This is a genomic window from Pararobbsia silviterrae (assembly GCF_003628125.1).
GTDB classification, from domain to species: domain Bacteria; phylum Pseudomonadota; class Gammaproteobacteria; order Burkholderiales; family Burkholderiaceae; genus Pararobbsia; species Pararobbsia silviterrae.
Map to the genome: position 1 here is coordinate 1 of NZ_RBZU01000004.1, position 19,252 is coordinate 19,252.

A 19,252-nucleotide genomic window follows, 5' to 3' on the forward strand; every position below is an offset into this window, starting at 1 on the left:
CGACTGCGCATCGACATCGAGTTGCGCGAGCATGTCGCTCGCTGAGCGCCAGGTCGCGTCGTTCGCAAAGCGAGGATCGGTCTGGACCACATAGGGGCTGCCCGGAGACGTGACGATCTGGTAGAGCGCGTTGTTCGGTAGCGTGAGGTTTGGGGTTACCGTGCGGATGACGGGAGCGCCGAAGCCGCTGAGATCCGAGCCACGAACGGCGTCTTCGGCGGAGAGGGGGGCTATGCCCCCGTCGCCTTGCGCAGCGATAGACGACGCGCCGTCGTTGCCCCGCAGCGCGGAGAGGGAATGTGAAGGATGATCTTGAGCGTGCGAGTCAGTGGCGATAGACGGCGAGCGACCGTTGCCTTGCGGCGCGACGGCCATCGCATCACCGTTGTCGCCGCTTGATACGACGATCGGAGCCTCTGCGCCTCGGATGCCTCGCGCATCACTCGCATTTGCAGCCACCTGTTTCAAACCACTCGCAGCGATCTGCTTAACAGGACTGACCCCCGTCGGGTTCGGCGCGGATAACGGTCGTCGCACGGACGCTCGATAACACAGGCGGCACGATTTCATCAAACACGACGGCAACGCTAGATGCTGTCGACGCCGTCACGAACAATGGTGGCTCGATCGTTGCCAATTCGCAGTTGACGATAAATGCGAGACGCATCGACAGTCGGGACGGCGCAACGATCGGTGCACGCAACGGTTCGGTTTCGTTGACGGCCACTGGCGAGATCGACAACGCGGGCTCAAAGCTCGTTTCAGGCGACGACCTCAAAGTGCAGGCCTCCGACCTCAATAACGCGAGCAGTCAGATCTCTGCACAAGGTTCGGCCTCACTACGCGCGTCAAACGCCATCACGAACAACGGCGGTTCGATCGTCACCGGCTCGCAATTGACGATAAATGCGAGTCGTATCGACAGTCGAGACGGTGCAACGATCGGCGCACGGAATGGCGCGGTGTCGCTGACAGCCACAGGCGAGATCGACAACACAGGCTCGAAGCTCGTTTCGGGCGACGATCTCAAGTTGAAGGCGTCCGACTTCCATAACGATTCAGGTCAGACTTCTGCGACGAAGTCGGCCACGGTGCATGCATCGAATGCGATCACCAACGATGCAGGTACGCTCGTCGCAAACGGCATCATCCGACTCGACAGTGCGAGTCTCACGAACACACGCGGCACGATCGGATCGGTAAGTGACGCACTCTCCGTAACGACAACGCGCACCATCGACAACAGCGCAGGCGGCCGCATGCTTGCGGCAGGCGACACCACACTCACGGCATCCGATCTCAACAATGCGGGCGGTACGCTCTCCGCCACCAACCTATCGATCGATACACGCGACGGGTCGGTGAACAATGCGGCCGGGACGATGGCCTCAAACGGCGCATTGGCGCTGCACGCGGGCGCGGTCAACAACGAAGGCGGCGCGCTCGAAGCGAAGGGTGCCCTCACCGCCTTCACGAACGACGCCGCGTTCGATAACAGCGCTTCGGGACGCGTGATCGGCGACCGCATCGCGCTCTCGGCTGGTGAGCTGAAGAACAACACCGGCCTGATCTCGGCCAAGACCGCATCCAGCCTGCACACCACTGCAATCGACAACCACGGCGGCGCGATCCTCGCCGGCCAGTCCCTTGAGCTTGTAAATCAAGGTGCCTTGAACAACGCCGCCGGTCAAATCGGCAGCGACGCAGACGTGAAGATCGCGAGCACCACGATCGACAACACGGCCGGCGCGATCTACGCAGGCGGCACACTGAGTGCGACCGCCACGACAATCGCCAATGCGGCCACGCGCGACGTCACGGTCGATACGAACACAGGCGCGTCATCAATGCCCGCAGGCTTGCAAGGCACAGACGTCACGCTCCTCGCGAATCAGTCGATCGATAACCATCAAGGCCAGATTCTGGCGCGTCGTGCAATCTCAGGCACCACACCGTCACTCTCCAACGACGCCGGCAAGATCGAAACACCGGGACACATCAAGCTCGCGGGCCTCGATACCTTTGTCAATCGAGGCGACATCAACGGTGGCACCGCTGTCGCCGTCCACGCGAACACGATCGACAACCGCGATACCGTGCAGTCCAAGGGTGACATCACGGTCGATGCGAACACTTCGCTCGAGAACAGTGGCCGCATGATCGCTGGAGGCGATCTCACAACGAAAGCCGGTCACACACAAAGAACGTTAGGACGCACACAAGATTCTGACGGTACCTTAGCCGCGGACCACCTCATTCCCGAAGGCATCGCAACGGCAAGCGAAACCGTGATGACAGATGGAGCCGTCACGACCGACGGCGCAGTGACCAACGAAGGCACTCTATCGGCTGGTGGGACGACTCGCGTCTCGGGTGTCTCTGTCACGAACACCGATACCGGCACGATCGTCGGCGACGTGGCAACCCAACTCAATGCCACGCACGACATCGACAACGCCGGCCTCATCGATAGTGCTGCGACGACACTCCAAGCAGGCGGCACACTCAAGAACACCGGACGCCTCTACGGCAACACCATCGCCCTTGGTGCCTCCACCCTCGTCAACGACGCGAACCCACAAGGCATGGGCGGCGTGATCGCATCACGCGACACACTCGAGATCGGAGCCCGTACCCTCACGAACCAGCATCACGCCTTGATCTACGCACAAAGCGACATGCGCATCGGCGGCGTCCTTGACGCCAACGCACATGCAACAGGTACCGCCGACGCAGTCACGAACAACGGCACACAGATTCAAGCCGGTAACGCGCTCGCGATCGACACGCATCGCCTAGACAACCTCAACGCGAACTTCCAGACCTCGACCGTCACAACGGATGGCGGCAAGCGCGTGTGGTTCACCGTATCAGGCTCGCCCACCACGCAGTACGGCCCCGACGATGTCCTGTTCTACAACGTCAACAACCACGAGGCAGGGTTTTACGGCGCGAACTGGCAAAAGAAAATAGAGGACGATGACTATTTCACACTGGTCACCCCCTCCTCTCGGTATCCATTCGCGATCTATGGTCACTCGACGCTCAAGTGGCCCATCGATACCGACTACAGCAGACGTACCGGACTGTTCACCTTCGAGCAGATTTACACCGTTTTTCCGGGCGACCCGAAGTGGGCGCTGTTTGGTGTCGCTTCGCCTCCTGCGATGCCGGACTACGTTGATCCGTACTCGACGGTGTCGAATTCGCATCAATCGGGAAGGCCCGCCAAGGCGACTTTGAGCGGCAACGAAGTCATTCGTCGCTGCCGAGACGACATGACGGCGGCTTGTGCGCCGATTCATCGCTGGATCGTCGACAGTGAACCGGCCTATAGCGCATTGACCGCCGCCATCGCGCCTTACAACAAAGACTTCCGCGCGCGCGAAAACACGCATTGGACCGCCTACGAAGTCACGACCCAAACCATCACACCGGTCGTGACCGCAAGCGAGCCCGCTCAGATCCTCTCGGGCGGCGCGATGTCGATCCGCGCCGACACGGGTATCAACGACAAAAGTCAGATTGTCGCGAGCGGCGATATGCAGCTCGTCGCCAACGTACTCGACAACAGCCAGCCGACGGCGCAACAGGTCGTCACGACACGCGGCACGGCCATGTATTCACACGTCGTCTCTCGCCGCTTCAAGGGCGATCAGCGGCACAACGAAGTGATGCCGTACGTGCCCGCGCCCGTAGTGACCACGATCGATCTGCCGATAGCGGACCGCCCGCAGCGAGTGTGGCGTCGCGGTTCGAGAGGGCTTGTGATGCGTGGATGGTCAACGCGTTTGCTGCATCGACACGACCGTTGTCGAGCGCCGCGCTCGCGACGTCGAGCCTGACGTCGGTGCCTGCGTGCAACTGGCCGCTGCTCGTCAAGCGCGTCGCGTTGATCGTCAAACTGCCCGGCTGGGTGATGTTGGCAGTGGCTCCGTCATTGGTATCGGAGTGTCCGTTTGCGTTCGGGTTAGCGACAACATTGCCATTGCCATTGCCATTGCCATTGCCATTCGCAGGAGCAGGAGCAGGCCCCGCTGTATTCAATCTGACGCCCGCGCCAATCCGCCCCGCGTTGTCAATCTCCTGCGCGGCAAGACTCACATCCGAACCCGCCGCCAACGTGCCGCTATTCGTGACACCTTGCACGGCTGTCACCTCAAGCGCGCCCGCCGCTACGACTTGACCCGCACTGTTCAGGTTCGTGCCTGAAACATGCACGTCACCCGCCGCCTGCATGCGTCCCGGCGCTTCAATCGTCACATCCCCATTCGCCGACAACTGAATATCGCCCGTCAGCGAATTGATCGAGCCTGTATCACGTACACCGACGCCCGCCTCGGTGCCGATCAAACGTACCGCGCCGTTGCCGTACATCCCGCCAAGCGCATGCACGTCGATCGCGAATTGCGGTGCGGCACCTGCGCCCGCCTGCGGGGTCACACGACCACTCGCGAGATCAACCTCATTGGCACCCGCCACGGCATGGATCGACTGTGCCCAGATCTGACCGTTGATCGTCATCGCACGCGTGATCAGATCGATCGGCGAGCTTTGGGCAGACAAGCCCCCCGTGCCGACATCGATATGTCCCTGCGTGACGTTGAAGCCCGCGACCGAACCATCCGCATCGAAGTTCGGCAGACCTGTCGAGAGCGTCACACGCGGCACGTTCACAAAGCCGCAGCCCGAACAGGCGATACCCGCTGGATTAGCCACGACAAGCGGCGCCGCTTGTCCCGCGATCTCGCTCGGTCCTAACAACTGCGACACATTGCCGCCCGTGACCTGGAGCAAGATGCGCTGCGCAGGGGTATTACCGATGAACGGATTGCCTTGTACCCAGCCGGCGATCTGCGTCTGCGCGGGCACACCGTTGTTGGCGATGACGACGCCCGAAGTCCCGACGTTGTAGTCAGTCAGTTGATTGTTGGAAATGCCCTTAGGACCCACCGGAGTCGTGATGTTGACCACGGGAATACCCGAGGCGCTCGTCGTCACGACGGGGTGCGGATTAGCGGATTTATCCGGTGTGATGGGCAGCGTCGCCTGTGCGTTAGCAACGCGCGCATGCATACACGACGCAAAGACCATGGTGATCCCGACCGCGCGGATCGCTTGTGCTCGCGTATGAGCACATGCTTGCGCCCGTGACCGTGACCGTGACCGTGACCGTGACCGTGACCGTGCGTGCGCGTTGGCACAGGCACAGGCACAGGCACAGGCACAGGCACAGGCACAGGCACAGGCACAGGCACAGGCACAGGCACAGGCACAGGCACAGGCACAGGCACGCTTCCCCTTGCCGCGCGCATGCGCAGATTCGCCGACCGCCACGAAAAGCTCGCGTACCGCGTTGAAGACAAGACGGAAGATGCCTGCATTCATGGTTCTTTACCTTCGTGTTCCGATCGCAAACAAGCCATCTGGGCTTGATGTCCACGTCTTCGCGTCTTCGTTAGACGTGCTCGTATCTGTCGACAATGAAGATCACGCCGTCACAGCCCGCATCCATGCATCGCCGCAAGACGCAAGACGCAAGACGCAAGACGCAAGACGCAAGACGCAAGACGCAAGACGCAAGACGCAAGACGCAAGACGCGAATTGCACCCCAATATGTATCTGCGGAAATTTCAAAAAAGCGAGGTAACCTGAAAGAGCCAGGTCGGCGATTGCGTCGAAAATCCCTGCGGCTTGTAGATCGGCCAACCGAGCGACATGTCATAGCTCAGTGATGCGCCGAACTTGTTCTTCGGCGCAAGACTGCCGCGTGCGCCGATGACGACACCTGCGAGCGTGTCGCCCATCAGCCATCGCGCAGACGGTCCGCGCACGCGACCCATGTCGACGCCCGTATAAATTGCCTGCGTGCCGACGGCACTCGGCACATACCAATCGATCTCATTGGAGACGACCCACCCGCTTTCCGCGGCAAGTTGCCGTTGAGAGTCGAAGCCGCGCACTGCGTAGCGCGTCCCGATCGCGAAGCGATCCGGGGGCGTGAGTGACGTGAGCGCGTTCTGCATGCTCCACGCGAAGCGATACGAAAGCGGCTCGACATCCAGATGAAATGGAACCGTCGCAGTCACGCTTGCCATTTCGATCTGCGTTCTTCCGCCGAATCCGCTGTCGCCGACGACCGTTCCCGAGTTCTTCGAGATACCCGGCAGCGACGCACGCCAGGCGAACGTGCCGTCGATTTGTGCACGCGCGAGATACTGACGGTGCGCGATGCCAACTTCATAGCCGTACATGTCGCGCGCCTGCACACCGATATCCACGCCATCCATTTCGTTTCGGTTCAACGCGCGATACAGCGTCGCGTGCAGCGTCGTGCGCGCTTGCGCGTCACGAAACACCACCCCCGATAGACCGCCCTCGATCCTGGATTGCGCGCCGCTGTATTCCACAACCCCGCCAAAACCCGCAACGGTTTGCAGATGCCGTGAGCGGCTTGCGGCGAACGAGAGCATCGCGTAGCCGACCGGCACGCTATAGCCCACCGACATCGATCGCGTGCCTTTGTCCGATGCGCCATAGTTGGCGTTGGTCGCGCCCGAGATCTGCAGTTGATCGTAGAGGCGCAACGGCGAATCGATCGTCAGCGCCCCGTTCAACTGATATCGGCCCGTCGCGTCCTGCCCGCCGTTATCGATGCCGATCGTGCCGCGCCAACGCTTGCCGGTGCCCGACGAAACGACGAGAACCGAATCGCCGGGTGCGAGGCCCGGCGCGATCTCGATCTGCGTATCGGCTTGCGACGGCAATCGCTGTATGTTCTCGAGCCCTTGGTCGATATCGCGCTGATTCAGCAGCGCGCCTTCGTGCGTCGGTAAGGCGCCGCCCAACCGTCCGGGACTCCCATCCTTTGCACGGATGTCCACCACGCGTCCGGCGACGATGCCGAGCATCAGCGTGCCGGATACGAGCGATTGCTCGGGCACGAGTACGCGCGCCGTGACGTATCCACGGCGCACCAGCGCGTTGACGAGCGCGCTTTGAACGACCTTGAGACCGGCTTTCCCGACACATTGCCCGACGATCGGCCGCACGATCGTGGCGAGCCAAGGGAAGGGATTGTTCGTGAGCGCGACGCGCGCGATCGGAAAGCACGGCGTTTCGACAGGTAACCGCGCAAGGTCTGACACGGCCGTCGGCGACAACGCACCCGATCTCACATCGGCAAGGGTTCCCGGCGGCGTTGTCGCATCGAGTCGTTGTTGCTGCAAGCGCTGAGTTTGTTCACCTGGACTCACGGGCGGCGTCTGCGCAATGACGGGTGTGCCAACGGTCGTGAGCCATGCGGTGATGATGTTGGCTTTCGTTTTCAAAGCAAGTTTCCCCGTTCATGTCGTGAAGCACGATCGATCAAGGGGAAAGACGCTATCGGGTATGTCGCGCGCGAACTTTCAATAAAGCTCCATGTGTTGCGCGCACATCGCGCGCCGACTCGCGTGCCGTGGTTGGCGTCGCGAGGCGCATTTCGAGAACACGACGAGCGTGCCTTGAACGCGATCGACGATCCATTGCGCGCCAATCATTCGTCGTCTTCCGCCATGACGGTGCGTGCCACGTGCGCTTCATGAATTCGACACGGTTTGCTCCGTATGCTGTCGTCGGCTCATATTCGACGCGTCGCGAAACGTTGCGTCGGCGCCGCCGACCTCAGGAGGACGCACGATGTTTCCGCCCGAAGTTCGTTCGATCGATCCCCCGATCCCGCGGGCCTTGGCGCGGCGCCTGAAGTCGGTCGCGCTGGCGGCGTGTATCGTGCTTGCCGCCTGCGGCGGGCACGACGACGCCGACACGTCGTCGCGCGATGCGGCGTCGAATACCGCAGCCTTGCAGTCCGCTTCACCGGCCGTCGCAAACGCGGCCGATCCGGCAGCGAGCGGACTTGCGCCGCCGGTCATGCACTACGCGCAGTAATGCCGTCGCAGCCGGGGTCTCCCGCTCGCAGCACACGAGTGCCCGGCCGCGCTTGATCCCCCTTAGCGGAAACGTCCTCACCATGACAACGAATCAACGACGTGAGTTTTTGCGCTCGCTTGCCGGCACGGCCGGCGCGGCAGCAACGCTCAGCGTTTTGCCCGCAGGCATTCGCAACGCACTTGCGCTGCCCGCAAACAATGCGACGAAGAGCATTGAAGACATCGAACATATCGTGATCCTCATGCAGGAGAATCGTTCGTTCGATCACTACTTCGGCACGCTGCGCGGCGTGCGCGGATACGGCGACACGCGCGTGACGCCGCTCTCCAACGGCAAGCCTGTCTGGTATCAGCCGAATCCCGCGACGCAAACCGACGTGCTGCCGTTTCATCCCGACGCGCCCGATCTCGGTCTGCAATTCATCCAGGATTTGCCGCATGACTGGACGACCACGCACACCGCATGGAACAACGGCCACTACGATCAGTGGGTGCCGGCCAAGGGCACGACGACGATGGCGTACCTGACCCGCGGCGATATTCCGTTCCACTACGCGCTGGCCGATGCCTTCACGATCTGCGACGCCTATCACTGCTCGACGATGGCCCCCACGGACCCGAACCGCTACTACATGTGGACGGGCTGGGTCGGCAACGACGGCTCGGGCGGCGGACCGGTCATCGACAACGCGGAAGCCGGTTACGCATGGTCGACTTATCCGGAACTGCTCGATCGCGCAGGCGTTTCGTGGAAGATCTATCAGGATGTCGGAAACGGACTGACGGCGGCCGGATATTGGGGCTGGACGAGCGACGCCTATATCGGTAACTACGGCGATAACTCATTGCTGTACTTCAAGCAGTATCAGACGTCGACGCCGGGCAGCTCACTCTACGAGAAGGCGCTCACGGGTACGAACGTGCTGGCCGGCGGCACGTATTTCGATGTGCTCAAAGCCGATGTCGCAAACAACACTGTGCCGCAGGTCTCGTGGATCGTCGCGCCCGAAGCGTATTCGGAACATCCGAACTGGCCCGCGAACTATGGCGCGTGGTACGTGAATCAAGTCCTCGAGATCCTGACCTCGAAGCCCGAAATCTGGAGCAAGACGGTCCTGATCATCACGTTCGATGAAAACGACGGGTTCTTTGACCATGTCCCGCCGCCGTTCGCGCCGCCCACGTCGGCGAGCGGTCTCTCGACCGTGGCACTGACGAACGAGTATTTCGCGGGCAATTCGACGTATCCGGCGGGCCCCTACGGGCTCGGACCGCGTGTTCCGATGATCATCGTCTCGCCGTGGACGAAGGGCGGTTACGTGTGCTCTCAGGTGTTCGATCACACCTCGTTGATCCGCTTCATCAACAAGCGCTTCGGTCGTCAATACGGGATTCAGCCGGAGACGAACATCACGCCGTGGCGCAACGTGGTGTCGGGCGATCTGACCTCCGCGTTCAATTTCGACAATCCGAACGACGCGGTGCCCGCGCTGCCGAGTACCACTGCCTATGTGCCGCCCGACCAGGCGCGCCACGCCGACTACGTGCCGACCGTGCCCACGACGCAGGTCTTGCCGAAACAGGAAGCGGGGGTACGTCTCGCGCGCGCATTGCCCTACGAGTTCTTCGCGCATGGGCATATCGATACGTCGGACGGCAAATTCCACGTCGCGTTCAGCAATACGGGCGAGGCGGGCGCGGCGTTCCTGGTCTACCAGAACGACGGCGCGATCGCGCCGCTGTCATACACGGTCGAGGCCGGCAAGAAGCTCGAAGACAGCCTGATCGTCACACCGATCAGCGGCGCCTATGCGTTTTCGGTTTATGGGGCGAATGGATTTCTGCGTGAATTTCGCGGCACGCTCGCATCCAGTCTCAACGGCGCCGTGCATCCGGAAGTCGTCAACGGCTATGACGTCGCAAACGGCAATATCGAATTGCGGCTCACGAACGCGAGCAAACAGACGGTCGCCTTCACCGTCGCCAATGCCTATGGCCACAGCACGCCGCGCAAGTACACGGTCAAACCCGGCGATACGGTCAGCGACTATTGGGACCTGCGGTCGAGCTACGGATGGTATGACCTCAACGTGACCGTCAATGCCGATGCGGCCTTTTTGCGTCGTTTAGCAGGCCACGTCGAAAACGGTCGCCCGAGCACGAGCGATCCCGCGCTCGGCGCTTAACGCCGCTTCGGTCCTTTAACGCATGCGGGGCGCGTCGCAAGACGCGTCGCGCTTCGATAACGGGACCGCCAATGACAAAGAGGCATCCGGCGCGAGCCGGATGCCTCTTTGTCTATTCCATGGGCCCGCTGTCGCGGACCCAGGGCGCCGGTGCTTAGTGGCAAACCTTGTGGTGATGCTCGTAATGGCAGACCGGGTGATGATGATGGTGAACCGGATGATGGACTTCATCGGCCATCGCGCTCAGCGGGGCAAGTGCAGTCAAACCGGACATCAGGGCGAGCGAGAGCAGCACACGGCGGAACGTCATGGAAAAACTCCTTCTAAACACGTGGGGATATTGCGAGGCGCAACGGAAGTCGCTCACTTTAACGAGCACGCGAGCGAATGTGAATCGATAACTGGTCAGTGATACTGATCGTTGCTAAACATCCACGCGAAACACGATCCAAATCTTTCAATTTACTTTCAATTCCGCGGGGAGAGCGGCAACGTGCCCCGTATCGTAGAGGGACGGCTCCGACTGGTAAAGTGGAATCCGGATAAAAAAAGGAGAAACGGATGAGCAGTCAGGCGAAAGTCGCCCTTGTCACAGGCGCGTCGCGTGGGATCGGCAAGGCGGTCGCGCAGGCCTTTCTCGACCATGGATATCGGGTCGTGCTCGCCGCGCGCGCGCTCGAGCCGCTCGAAGACATCGCCCGACAGGCACGCGAAGCCGGCCGCGAGGCGCTCGCGGTTCAAACGGACGTGACCGATGCCGCGAGCGTCGATGCGCTGTTCGAGCACACGCGCGAGCGTTTCGGCCGGCTTGACGTCCTGTTCAACAATGCGGGGATCGGCGCGCCGGCCGTATCGATCGACGCGTTGTCGGTCGAGCAATGGCGCGCCGTCGTCGATACGAATCTGACGGGCGTCTTCCTGTGCAGCCGCGCAGCATTCGCGCTGATGAAGGCCCAGACCCCGCGCGGGGGCCGGATCATCAACAACGGCTCGATTTCGGCGCACGCGCCGCGTCCGTTCAGCGCGCCGTATACATCGACCAAGCATGCCGTCGCCGGACTCACCAAAGCGCTGTCGCTCGACGGGCGCGCATTCGATATCGCGTGCGGGCAGATCGATATCGGCAACGCGGCGACCGACATGACCGAGCGCATGGCGCAAGGTGTGCTGCAAGCCAACGGCGAGCTCGCGTCCGAACCGCGGATCGACGTCGCGCATGTCGCGAACGCGGTCCTTTATATGGCTGGATTGCCGCTCGAGGCGAATGTGCAATTCATGACCGTGATGGCCACGAAAATGCCGTTTATCGGACGGGGCTGACGGAGCGTACCCATGCGCGACGTTCGCCGGCGGGGTCTCGCATTGATGATGGCGCTGATGGTGCCGCTCGTGGCGCCGTCTGTCGTGCGTGCGGCGCAGACGCCTGAGGATGTGCCGCCCGCGACGATCGAGCGCGATACCCATGTCTTCACGGTGCGTGATGACGGATCGATCGACGAGGTCGATGAGACGGTGCTCCGAGCGAATACCGCGGCGGGTGTCGACGAGATTGCGCAACGCGATATCTGGTTCGATCGCAACGTCGATCGGCTCGACGTCGTCGAGGCCGAAACGATCACGGCCGACGGGCGGCACGTGCGTGTGCAGCCCGATCAGATTCGCGATGTACAGGAACCGCGCTCGGTCGACGCACCGACGTTTACCGACGCGGCGATTCGCGTCGTGATTTTTCCGGCGGTCGGTGTGGGTTCGCGCGTGCGTCTCGTGTTCCACAAGGTGCGCACGCACGCGTCGATGCCGAATCAGTTCAGCCATCTCGCCGAACCGCCGCGCATGCCGATCGAACGGCAAAGACTGATTTTCGATTTGCCCGCGGATAAACCCTTGCACGCCGATGCGCGCGGCTATACCGCACTCGAACCGCAAAGCGACGGCCGGCGCACGCGCTACGAATTCGACTACAGCCGCACGCAATTCCCGCGACAGGAGAGCGGCGCGATCGCGTTTGCGAGCTATGGCGATCGTTTGCTCGTGACGACGGTGCCCGACTACGCGACGTTTGCCGCGACCTATCGCGAAGGCGCGCGCGATCCGAGCGCGACCGATCCGCGTGTGCTCGCGCTCGCCGCAACGTTGACGCGGCATCTCGACGATCCGCGCGACAAGGCGCGCGCCATCTATGACTGGGTCCGCGCGAACATACGGTATGTCGCGTTGTTGCTCGGCGAAACGGCGGCCCAGCCGCATCGTGTCGTCGATATCCTCGCGAACCGCTATGGCGACTGCAAGGACCACGTGGCGTTGTTCGGCGCCTTGCTGAGCGCGGCGGGGATCCGCAACGAACCCGCGCTGCTCAACCTCGGCGCGGTCTATACCTTGCCGTCGGTGCCCGGCTACGGCGGCAACGCAATCAATCATGTGATCGTCTGGATGCCCGATCTTCAGCTGTTCGCCGATTCGACGGCGGGCGGCACCGCATTCGGTTTTCTGCCGTTGTCGGTGATGGATCGTCCGGCGCTGCTCGTCGATGACGGGCTGCTCGTGCGCACGCCCGCGACGCAGCCGCTCGGGCGTACCGCGCGGCTGCAGATTCGCGTGCATGCGGACGGCGACGCCGACTATGCCTATTTCGTCGAGGACAGCGGCGCGAGCGCCGAACCCGAACGCAACCGCTTGCGCCGCGCAAGCGTGCAGACGCGCGCGGCCATCGTCGCCGATCGTTTGCGGCTGACGGGCTTGCAAGGCAGCGGCGCGATGTCGACGAGCGCGCTCGATGCAACCGATGGCCCGTTCGATACGACACTCGACGGCACGCTCGACAATTTCGTCTGGACGACCGGCACGACGGCGGCGCCTGCATTGACGAGTTTTTCGGGCGGCATCGCATCGCAATTGCGCACGGCGCTCGTCGAGCGCACGCGTACACAACCCTATGTGTGCACGAGCGGCGACTTCAAGGAAACCGCCGTTCTGTCGTTCGCGCCCGATTTCACCGTCGGCGAGATTCCGTCCGATCTCGAACTGCATGACGTCACGCTCGACTATTCCGCGCACTATACGTTCGACTCCGCGAGCCGGACGCTTCAGATCACGCGCGCATTGAATCTGCATTTTCCCGCTTTGGTATGCGACCCCGAGGCGTTCGATGCGAATCGGGCCATGCTGCTCAAAGCCGAACGCGATGCGTTGTCGCAGATCGTCGTGCGCGCGCGCGAGCCTTAGCGCGCGAGCGCATGCATCGGCCTCGCGTGGAGCGCGGCGCCGCGACCTGCGACAATCGCGGCACGTCGGATATCAATCAATCAGCAGTCGAAGCCGAATGGAGGAGACTCGATGAACGAGGCGAAGACTTCGTCGCACGATGCACACGCGCCGCAGACCCTCTCGCATGTGCGCGTGCTCGATTTGTCGCGCGTGCTTGCCGGACCCTGGGCGAGCCAGTTGCTCGCCGATCTCGGCGCGGACGTCATCAAGATCGAGCGGCCCGGAACCGGCGACGATACGCGTGCCTGGGGCCCGCCGTTTCTGCGCGACGCCGAAGGCCATGAAACCGCGGAATCGGCCTATTTTCTGAGCACGAATCGAAACAAGCGCTCGCTGACGGTCGATCTCACGCGCGTTGAAGGGCAGCGGCTGATTCGCGAACTTGCCGCGAAATCCGATGTGGTCATCGAAAATTTCAAGCATGACGGGCTGGTTCCGTACGGCCTCGACTACGCGTCGATTCGCGCCGTGAAGCCCGATATCGTCTATTGCTCGATCACGGGTTTCGGGCAGACCGGGCCCTATGCCGATCGCGCGGGCTATGATTTTCTGATCCAGGCGATGGGCGGGCTCATGAGCGTGACGGGGCGCGCCGATACCGAGCCCGGCGCGGGACCGATGAAGGTCGGCGTCGCGTTGACCGACGTGCTCACGGGGCTCTATGCAAGCAATGCGATTCTCGCGGCGCTCGCTTATCGCGATCGCACCGGGACTGGCCAGCATATCGATCTCGCGCTGTTCGACGTGCAGGTCGCGACGCTCGTGAATCAAGCGGGCAATTTCCTCGTCGGCGGCAAGCCGCCGGTCAGACTCGGCAATCGTCATCCGAACATCGTGCCGTACCAGGATTTTCCGACCGCCGACGGCGATATGATCGTCGCGGTCGGCAATGATGGGCAATTCCGGCGTTTATGCGCGGTCGCGGGCGATGAAACGATCGCCGACGATCCGCGCTTCGCGACGAACCGCGAACGTGTCCGGCATCGCGACCTCCTCATCGATCGTCTCGTCGCGATCACGCGCACGCGGAAGACGCGCGATTGGATTGAGGCGCTTGAAGCCGCCGGCGTGCCATGCGGTCCGATCAACGATCTCGCGGGCGTATTTTCCGATCCTCAAGCCATCGCGCGTGAATTGCGTATCGATCTTCCTCACCCGGCCGGCGTGGCGCCGGGTGTCGCCAGTCCGATCCGGTTATCGGAGACGCCCGTGCAGTACCGGCGCGCGCCGCCGACGCTCGGACAACACACGCTCGAGGTGTTGCACGACGTGCTCGGCTATGACGACGCGCGCATTGCCGCGCTTGTCGCGCATCAGGTGCTTTAGGACGTCGGCGCTTGAAAGCGCAATCCCAAGGGACGCCCCCGATTGTTTGGCAACGATTCGCGCGTCACGCTGTCGAAGCTTCACACAGTGCATCGTACAGTGCGCCGTATCGTGCGTAGCGTGCCGCGTGTAATCGCGCGGCGTGCGATCGATGTCGCGCTGCGATGCCTGTGCGGAGGACCGATTCTTGCGACGGTGACCCATGCCGCATTCGTCGTCGATGAATGCGTACGGTCTTAAACGGAGGAATGACATGCAGCAACAGACTCAGCGTACGACGGTGAAGGCCGCCGCGGCAACGACGCCTGCGGCATCAGTCGCCCACATGGTCGAGACGGCGCGCGAGCGCGACGTCGACGACGCGATGGACCGCTCGCGCTATTGTGATCCCCGGCTTGCGCGCCTGCTGCATCAGGCGCCTGAAGGCTCGGCGATTCACATGGGCGCCGAGACGCAAAGGGCCGACGTCAAGCGCTAAGGAGACCTGCCGCAAGCGCCAACAATTCTTTACAAAGTGGCAGAAGAAGTGACATGGAAGTCAAACGCCGCAGTGCGATGAACGCAGTGCGGCGTTTTTGTTTGCCGGGCCGACGTGTTGCCCGTGTTGTGCCTTAGCGCGTCGCGTCGCATCACGCGGCACGCGCGCGAGCGCGTCAATCTTGCTTGCCGCACACGCGGGGAGGTCAGTTTGTCGTGGCCTCGACCGGTTCGATCGCATCGCGCGGCACGTCCGCTTCGCGCAGTCTCGTGATGTCGCGCAGCGGCGGCTCGCCGAACAGTCGCCGATATTCGCGGCTGAATTGCGAGGCGCTTTCGTAGCCGACGCGGTGGCTCGCCGTCGCCGCATCGAGGACTTCGCTGAGCATGAGCCGCCGCGCTTCGTGCAGACGGAGCTGCTTCTGATATTGAAGCGGACTCATCGCTGTCACCGCCTTGAAATGATGATGCAACGATGACGGACTCATATTGACGTTGCGCGCAATCGTTTCAATGCGCAGCGGTTCGTCGTAGTGATCGCGCAGCAGACTGATGGCTTTAGCGATGCGCTGTGTGTGACTGCCGGTCAATGCGATCTGACTCAAACGCGCGCCTTGGCCGTCGATGATCAGGCGATAGAGGATTTCGCGTTCGATCAAAGGCGCAAGAAATTTAATGTCGTCCGGCGCGTCGAGCAAGCGTACGAGTCGCACGACGGCGTCGAGCAAGGCGGGCGAAAGCCGTCCCATGAACACGCCGCGCGTCGCTTCCTGAGACGCGGAGGCCGGCAAATCCGCTTCGCGCAGCAGTGTGCCGATGTGTTCGACGTTCAGATCGAAGCGCAGACTCAGGTAAGGATGTTCGGGCGACATCCCGACGATCTCGGCGACACCGGGCAAATTGACCGACGTGACGAGATAATTGAGCGGATCGTAGACGTACGACTCATTGCCGACGATGAGCTTCTTCGAGCATTGCGCGATGACGGCGAGCGCGGGCTGCTGAAAGCTGTGCCTGGGCTTGTTGGCATTCGACATGCGCGTGAGCATCAGGCCTGGAACCGCGGTTTCATGTACGCCGTCGATGCCGGTGAATCGTTCAATCAAGCCTGCAAGTTCATCGAGCTGACGGTCGAGTGCGGTTTGCTGAAGAAAATCGGAGGACGCTTGGATATCCATGGATAACAGGGATTGCCACGGTGCTAAGACGAGATCGTCAGCTTACTCCGGCGATCGGGCAGCGCAATGGGGCGCGGGGGCCTTTTGCAGCTTTAGGCAAATTATGTACAGGATCGGGCTACCGACCGCGGAGGGCGAAAGCGCAGACTGCGTCAGTCGCGGCCCGGCCGGTTCGCTCGGGCTCGCTTTGTCGATTATTCGAGGAGATCAGCGATGCGTTACAGGAAACTCGGCCGGACCGGTTTGTTTGTTTCAGAGCTGTGCCTGGGCACGATGACGTTCGGCGGCACGGGAGAAGTCTGGAGCCAGATCGGACAGCTTCAGCAATCGGAAGCCGATGCGTTGGTCGGCCGCTCGCTCGAAGCCGGCATCAACTTCATCGATACGGCGGATGTCTATTCGCAAGGGATTTCCGAGCAGATCACGGGACAGGCCTTGCGCAATCTCAAGATCGCGCGCGAAGACGTCGTGATCGCGACCAAGGTACTCGGCGAAGTGGGCAAGGGACCGAATGCGCGCGGTGCGTCGCGTGCGCACATCATGGACGGCATCAAGGCGAGCCTCAAGCGCATGCAGCTCGATTACGTCGATCTTTACCAGATCCACGGATTCGATCCCGCGACGCCGATCGAGGAGACGGTCCGCGCGCTCGACAATCTCGTCCAGCACGGCTACGTGCGCTATGTCGGCGTATCGAACTGGGCTGCGTGGCAGATCATGAAAGCGCTCGGGATCGCGGACAAACATGGCCTTGCGCGTTTTGAATCGTTGCAGGCGTATTACACGATCGCGGGCCGCGATCTCGAACGCGAGATCGTGCCGCTGTTGCGTAGCGAGGAAGTCGGGCTCATGGTTTGGAGCCCGTTGGCGGGCGGTCTGCTGAGCGGGAAATTCACGCGCGATCAGAAGGGCGCCGAAGGCAATCGCCGCACGACATTCGATTTTCCGCCGGTCGACAAGGCGCGCGCATTCGATTGCGTCGACGTCATGCGCAAGATCGCCGATGCGAAAGGCGTGTCGGTCGCGCAGATCGCGCTTGCGTGGCTGTTGCATCAGCAGCATGTGACGAGCGTGATCATCGGCGCGAAACGGCTCGACCAGCTTGACGACAATATCGCCGCGACGCAGGTGCGTCTCGATCCGGATGAGCTCGCCGCGCTCAGCGAAATCAGCGCGCTGCCGCCCGAATATCCGGGCTGGATGTTCGAGCGACAAGGCGCGTATCGCCGTAATCAACTTGCCGACGCGTTCGGCGTTTAACGCTTAACGCCGCTCATCGAATCGACAGTCGATTGGGGACGCGTGCCGATCCGGCGCGCGTCCTTTTTTCATGATTCATCCGATTCGATGCATGCACATAACGCGTATCGACTCATCCGTTTCAATCCATCGCGACGTGCAGGTCCTCGGGATCCGGCTTTGCGTGATGACGCGGCTTACGGATCAGAACGAGCATCGGGACGATCACGAGCGTCGCGATGAACATGAGTTTGAACGCATCGTTGTACGCGATCATCGAGGCTTGCTGACCGATCAAGCGGTCGAGCAAGGCCATCGACATCGGCGAATTCGGATCGAATTGTTCGCGGATCGCCGCGTTGAACGGCGTCACACTGCCGACGAGCGACGAATGCGAGATCTGCGTGTTGCGCGTGACCATCGTCTGGATGATCGAAATGCCGAGACTACTGCCGAGATTGCGCATCAAGCTGTAAATCGCGGTCCCGTCCGCGCGTAAGTCCGCGCCGAGGCTCGAGAACGACACCGAGCTCAAGGGCACGAACACGAGTCCTAGACCGAAGCCCTGGATCACGCCGGGCCAGATGATATTCGCGCGCGACAGCACGATCGTATATCGCATCATCAGGAATAGCGCGAGCGCCGAGATCAGGAACCCGGTCAACAACAGGAGGCGTGCTTCGATTTTGCCGAGCAGACGCCCGGCCAACATCATCGCGATCATCGTGCCGATCCCGCTGGGCGCCGTCACGAGGCCCGTCGTCGCGACGGGATAGCCCATCAGCGTCTGCAGCATCGGCGGCAGCAGTGCACGCGTTGCGTAGAGCACCGCACCGATGACGAAGATGAAGCACGTACCGGTCACGAAGTTGCGGTCGAGCAGCAGCGTCGCGCGAAAGAATGAGCGCTTGCCCGCCGTCGCCGTGTGCACGATGAAGAACGCGAAGCTGATCGCCGCGATCAGCGCTTCGATCTGGATTTCGAGCGAACCGAACCAGTCGAGTTGTTCACCGCGATCGAGCAGGGCCTGAAACGCGCCGATGGCGAGCGACAAGGTCGCAAATCCGAAGAAGTCGAGCGCATGGCCGGTGCCTTTGCGGCGGTCGGGCAAATAGGTCAACACCCCGAAGAGCGCGAATGCGCCGACCGGCAGATTGATGAAGAAGACCCAGCGCCAGTTATAGCTGTCCGTGAGCCAGCCGCCGAGCGTCGGCCCCAAAATCGGCCCGACCATGACGCCCATGCCCCAGACGGCCATCGCCTGCCCTTGCTTCTCGCGCGGATTGATGTCGAGCAGGATCGATTGCGACAGCGGCACGAGCGACGCGCCGAAAATGCCTTGCAGCAAGCGTGAACCGATGATTTGCGGCAACGTCTCGGACAGGCCGCAGAACGCCGATGCGATCGTGAAACCGCCGACCGCGATCGCGAGCAGACGTTTGACGCCGAGATGATCGCTGAGCCAGCCCGTGAGCGGCGTCGCGATGGCAGCCGCGACGATATACGAGGTGAGCACCCAGGTGATTTCGTCGGCGGATGCGGACAGGGTGCCTTGCATATGGGGCAGCGCAACGTTCGCGATCGTGCTGTCGAGCGTCTGCATGAGCGTCGCGAGCATCAGCGACACCGTGATCATGCCCCGGTTCAGGC

At 62.0% G+C, this 19,252-nt stretch carries 13 protein-coding genes and 2 pseudogenes; 8 read left to right on the forward strand and 7 right to left on the reverse strand.

Annotated features, from left to right (window positions below):
- Nucleotides 1-468, reverse strand: a 468-nt coding sequence (locus D7S86_RS29070) for a hypothetical protein (protein WP_147432288.1), incomplete at its 3' end; no start/stop codon positions are given.
- A gap of 53 nt (nucleotides 469-521) precedes the next feature.
- Here D7S86_RS29070 and D7S86_RS30150 point away from each other — a divergent pair.
- Nucleotides 522-3,566, forward strand: a pseudogene (locus tag D7S86_RS30150) (beta strand repeat-containing protein); the annotation flags it as partial.
- Between the two features lie 79 nt (nucleotides 3,567-3,645).
- Here the strand turns inward: D7S86_RS30150 and D7S86_RS29955 are convergent.
- From D7S86_RS29955 to D7S86_RS10485, 3 genes and pseudogenes are all read right to left on the reverse strand, one after another.
- On the reverse strand, nucleotides 3,646-5,094 hold the full coding sequence (locus D7S86_RS29955) for a filamentous hemagglutinin N-terminal domain-containing protein (RefSeq protein ID WP_240648089.1): 1,449 nt from the start codon (nucleotides 5,092-5,094) through the stop codon (nucleotides 3,646-3,648).
- Between the two features lie 231 nt (nucleotides 5,095-5,325).
- Nucleotides 5,326-5,388 (reverse strand): annotated as a pseudogene (locus D7S86_RS30650) (hypothetical protein); the annotation flags it as partial.
- A gap of 246 nt (nucleotides 5,389-5,634) precedes the next feature.
- Entirely contained in the window at nucleotides 5,635-7,332 is a 1,698-nt protein-coding gene (locus D7S86_RS10485; protein ID WP_166444116.1) for a ShlB/FhaC/HecB family hemolysin secretion/activation protein, read from the reverse strand.
- Nucleotides 7,333-7,681: 349 nt separating this feature from the next.
- Between D7S86_RS10485 and D7S86_RS10490 the strand changes: the two genes are divergently transcribed.
- Both D7S86_RS10490 and D7S86_RS10495 read left to right on the forward strand, forming a co-directional pair.
- The gene (locus D7S86_RS10490; protein WP_147432290.1) at nucleotides 7,682-7,930 is read left to right on the forward strand and encodes a hypothetical protein; all 249 of its coding nucleotides are present in this window, start codon (nucleotides 7,682-7,684) and stop codon (nucleotides 7,928-7,930) included.
- A gap of 82 nt (nucleotides 7,931-8,012) precedes the next feature.
- Nucleotides 8,013-10,118 carry a phosphocholine-specific phospholipase C gene (locus D7S86_RS10495; RefSeq protein ID WP_121086164.1) on the forward strand — a complete coding sequence of 702 codons (2,106 nt, stop codon included), beginning with the start codon at nucleotides 8,013-8,015 and terminating at the stop codon, nucleotides 10,116-10,118.
- A 154-nt stretch (nucleotides 10,119-10,272) separates the two neighbouring features.
- Here D7S86_RS10495 and D7S86_RS29505 read toward each other — a convergent pair whose 3' ends face one another.
- Nucleotides 10,273-10,428: a hypothetical protein gene (locus tag D7S86_RS29505; RefSeq protein ID WP_158601921.1), complete on the reverse strand. Its 156-nt coding sequence runs from the start codon at nucleotides 10,426-10,428 to the stop codon at nucleotides 10,273-10,275.
- A gap of 251 nt (nucleotides 10,429-10,679) precedes the next feature.
- Between D7S86_RS29505 and D7S86_RS10505 the strand changes: the two genes are divergently transcribed.
- The 4 genes from D7S86_RS10505 (at nucleotide 10,680) to D7S86_RS10525 (ending at nucleotide 15,186) form a co-directional block, all read left to right on the forward strand.
- Nucleotides 10,680-11,438: an SDR family oxidoreductase gene (locus D7S86_RS10505; RefSeq protein WP_121086168.1), complete on the forward strand. Its 759-nt coding sequence runs from the start codon at nucleotides 10,680-10,682 to the stop codon at nucleotides 11,436-11,438.
- A gap of 12 nt (nucleotides 11,439-11,450) precedes the next feature.
- Nucleotides 11,451-13,340, forward strand: coding sequence for a DUF3857 domain-containing transglutaminase family protein (locus tag D7S86_RS10510; protein ID WP_121086170.1), 1,890 nt, complete (start codon nucleotides 11,451-11,453; stop codon nucleotides 13,338-13,340).
- A 111-nt stretch (nucleotides 13,341-13,451) separates the two neighbouring features.
- On the forward strand, nucleotides 13,452-14,708 hold the full coding sequence (locus D7S86_RS10515) for a CaiB/BaiF CoA transferase family protein (RefSeq protein ID WP_121086171.1): 1,257 nt from the start codon (nucleotides 13,452-13,454) through the stop codon (nucleotides 14,706-14,708).
- A 202-nt stretch (nucleotides 14,709-14,910) separates the two neighbouring features.
- Nucleotides 14,911-15,186, forward strand: coding sequence for a hypothetical protein (locus D7S86_RS10525; RefSeq protein WP_147432291.1), 276 nt, complete (start codon nucleotides 14,911-14,913; stop codon nucleotides 15,184-15,186).
- A gap of 205 nt (nucleotides 15,187-15,391) precedes the next feature.
- Here the strand turns inward: D7S86_RS10525 and D7S86_RS10530 are convergent, their stop codons facing one another.
- Nucleotides 15,392-16,363 (reverse strand): AraC family transcriptional regulator, encoded by a 972-nt coding sequence (locus tag D7S86_RS10530; RefSeq protein ID WP_121086178.1) that lies wholly within the window; start codon nucleotides 16,361-16,363, stop codon nucleotides 15,392-15,394.
- Nucleotides 16,364-16,576: 213 nt separating this feature from the next.
- Between D7S86_RS10530 and D7S86_RS10535 the strand changes: the two genes are divergently transcribed.
- Nucleotides 16,577-17,623 (forward strand): aldo/keto reductase, encoded by a 1,047-nt coding sequence (locus D7S86_RS10535; RefSeq protein ID WP_121086180.1) that lies wholly within the window; start codon nucleotides 16,577-16,579, stop codon nucleotides 17,621-17,623.
- 121 nt (nucleotides 17,624-17,744) lie between these two features.
- Here the strand turns inward: D7S86_RS10535 and D7S86_RS10540 are convergent, their stop codons facing one another.
- A complete protein-coding gene (locus D7S86_RS10540; RefSeq protein ID WP_121086182.1) occupies nucleotides 17,745-19,238 on the reverse strand; it encodes a DHA2 family efflux MFS transporter permease subunit in 1,494 nt (497 codons plus the stop codon).
- Nucleotides 19,239-19,252: the final 14 nt, after the last annotated feature.

Coding starts and splice junctions, on each gene's coding strand:
- D7S86_RS29955 (WP_240648089.1), bottom strand. CDS start 5,094: ATGGTCTTTGCGTCGTGTATGCATGCGCGCGTTGCTAACGCACAGGCG.
- D7S86_RS10490 (WP_147432290.1), top strand. CDS start 7,682: ATGTTTCCGCCCGAAGTTCGTTCGATCGATCCCCCGATCCCGCGGGCC.
- D7S86_RS10495 (WP_121086164.1), top strand. CDS start 8,013: ATGACAACGAATCAACGACGTGAGTTTTTGCGCTCGCTTGCCGGCACG.
- D7S86_RS29505 (WP_158601921.1), bottom strand. CDS start 10,428: ATGACGTTCCGCCGTGTGCTGCTCTCGCTCGCCCTGATGTCCGGTTTG.
- D7S86_RS10505 (WP_121086168.1), top strand. CDS start 10,680: ATGAGCAGTCAGGCGAAAGTCGCCCTTGTCACAGGCGCGTCGCGTGGG.
- D7S86_RS10510 (WP_121086170.1), top strand. CDS start 11,451: ATGCGCGACGTTCGCCGGCGGGGTCTCGCATTGATGATGGCGCTGATG.
- D7S86_RS10515 (WP_121086171.1), top strand. CDS start 13,452: ATGAACGAGGCGAAGACTTCGTCGCACGATGCACACGCGCCGCAGACC.
- D7S86_RS10525 (WP_147432291.1), top strand. CDS start 14,911: ATGCCGCATTCGTCGTCGATGAATGCGTACGGTCTTAAACGGAGGAAT.
- D7S86_RS10530 (WP_121086178.1), bottom strand. CDS start 16,363: ATGGATATCCAAGCGTCCTCCGATTTTCTTCAGCAAACCGCACTCGAC.
- D7S86_RS10535 (WP_121086180.1), top strand. CDS start 16,577: ATGCGTTACAGGAAACTCGGCCGGACCGGTTTGTTTGTTTCAGAGCTG.
- D7S86_RS10540 (WP_121086182.1), bottom strand. CDS start 19,238: ATGATCACGGTGTCGCTGATGCTCGCGACGCTCATGCAGACGCTCGAC.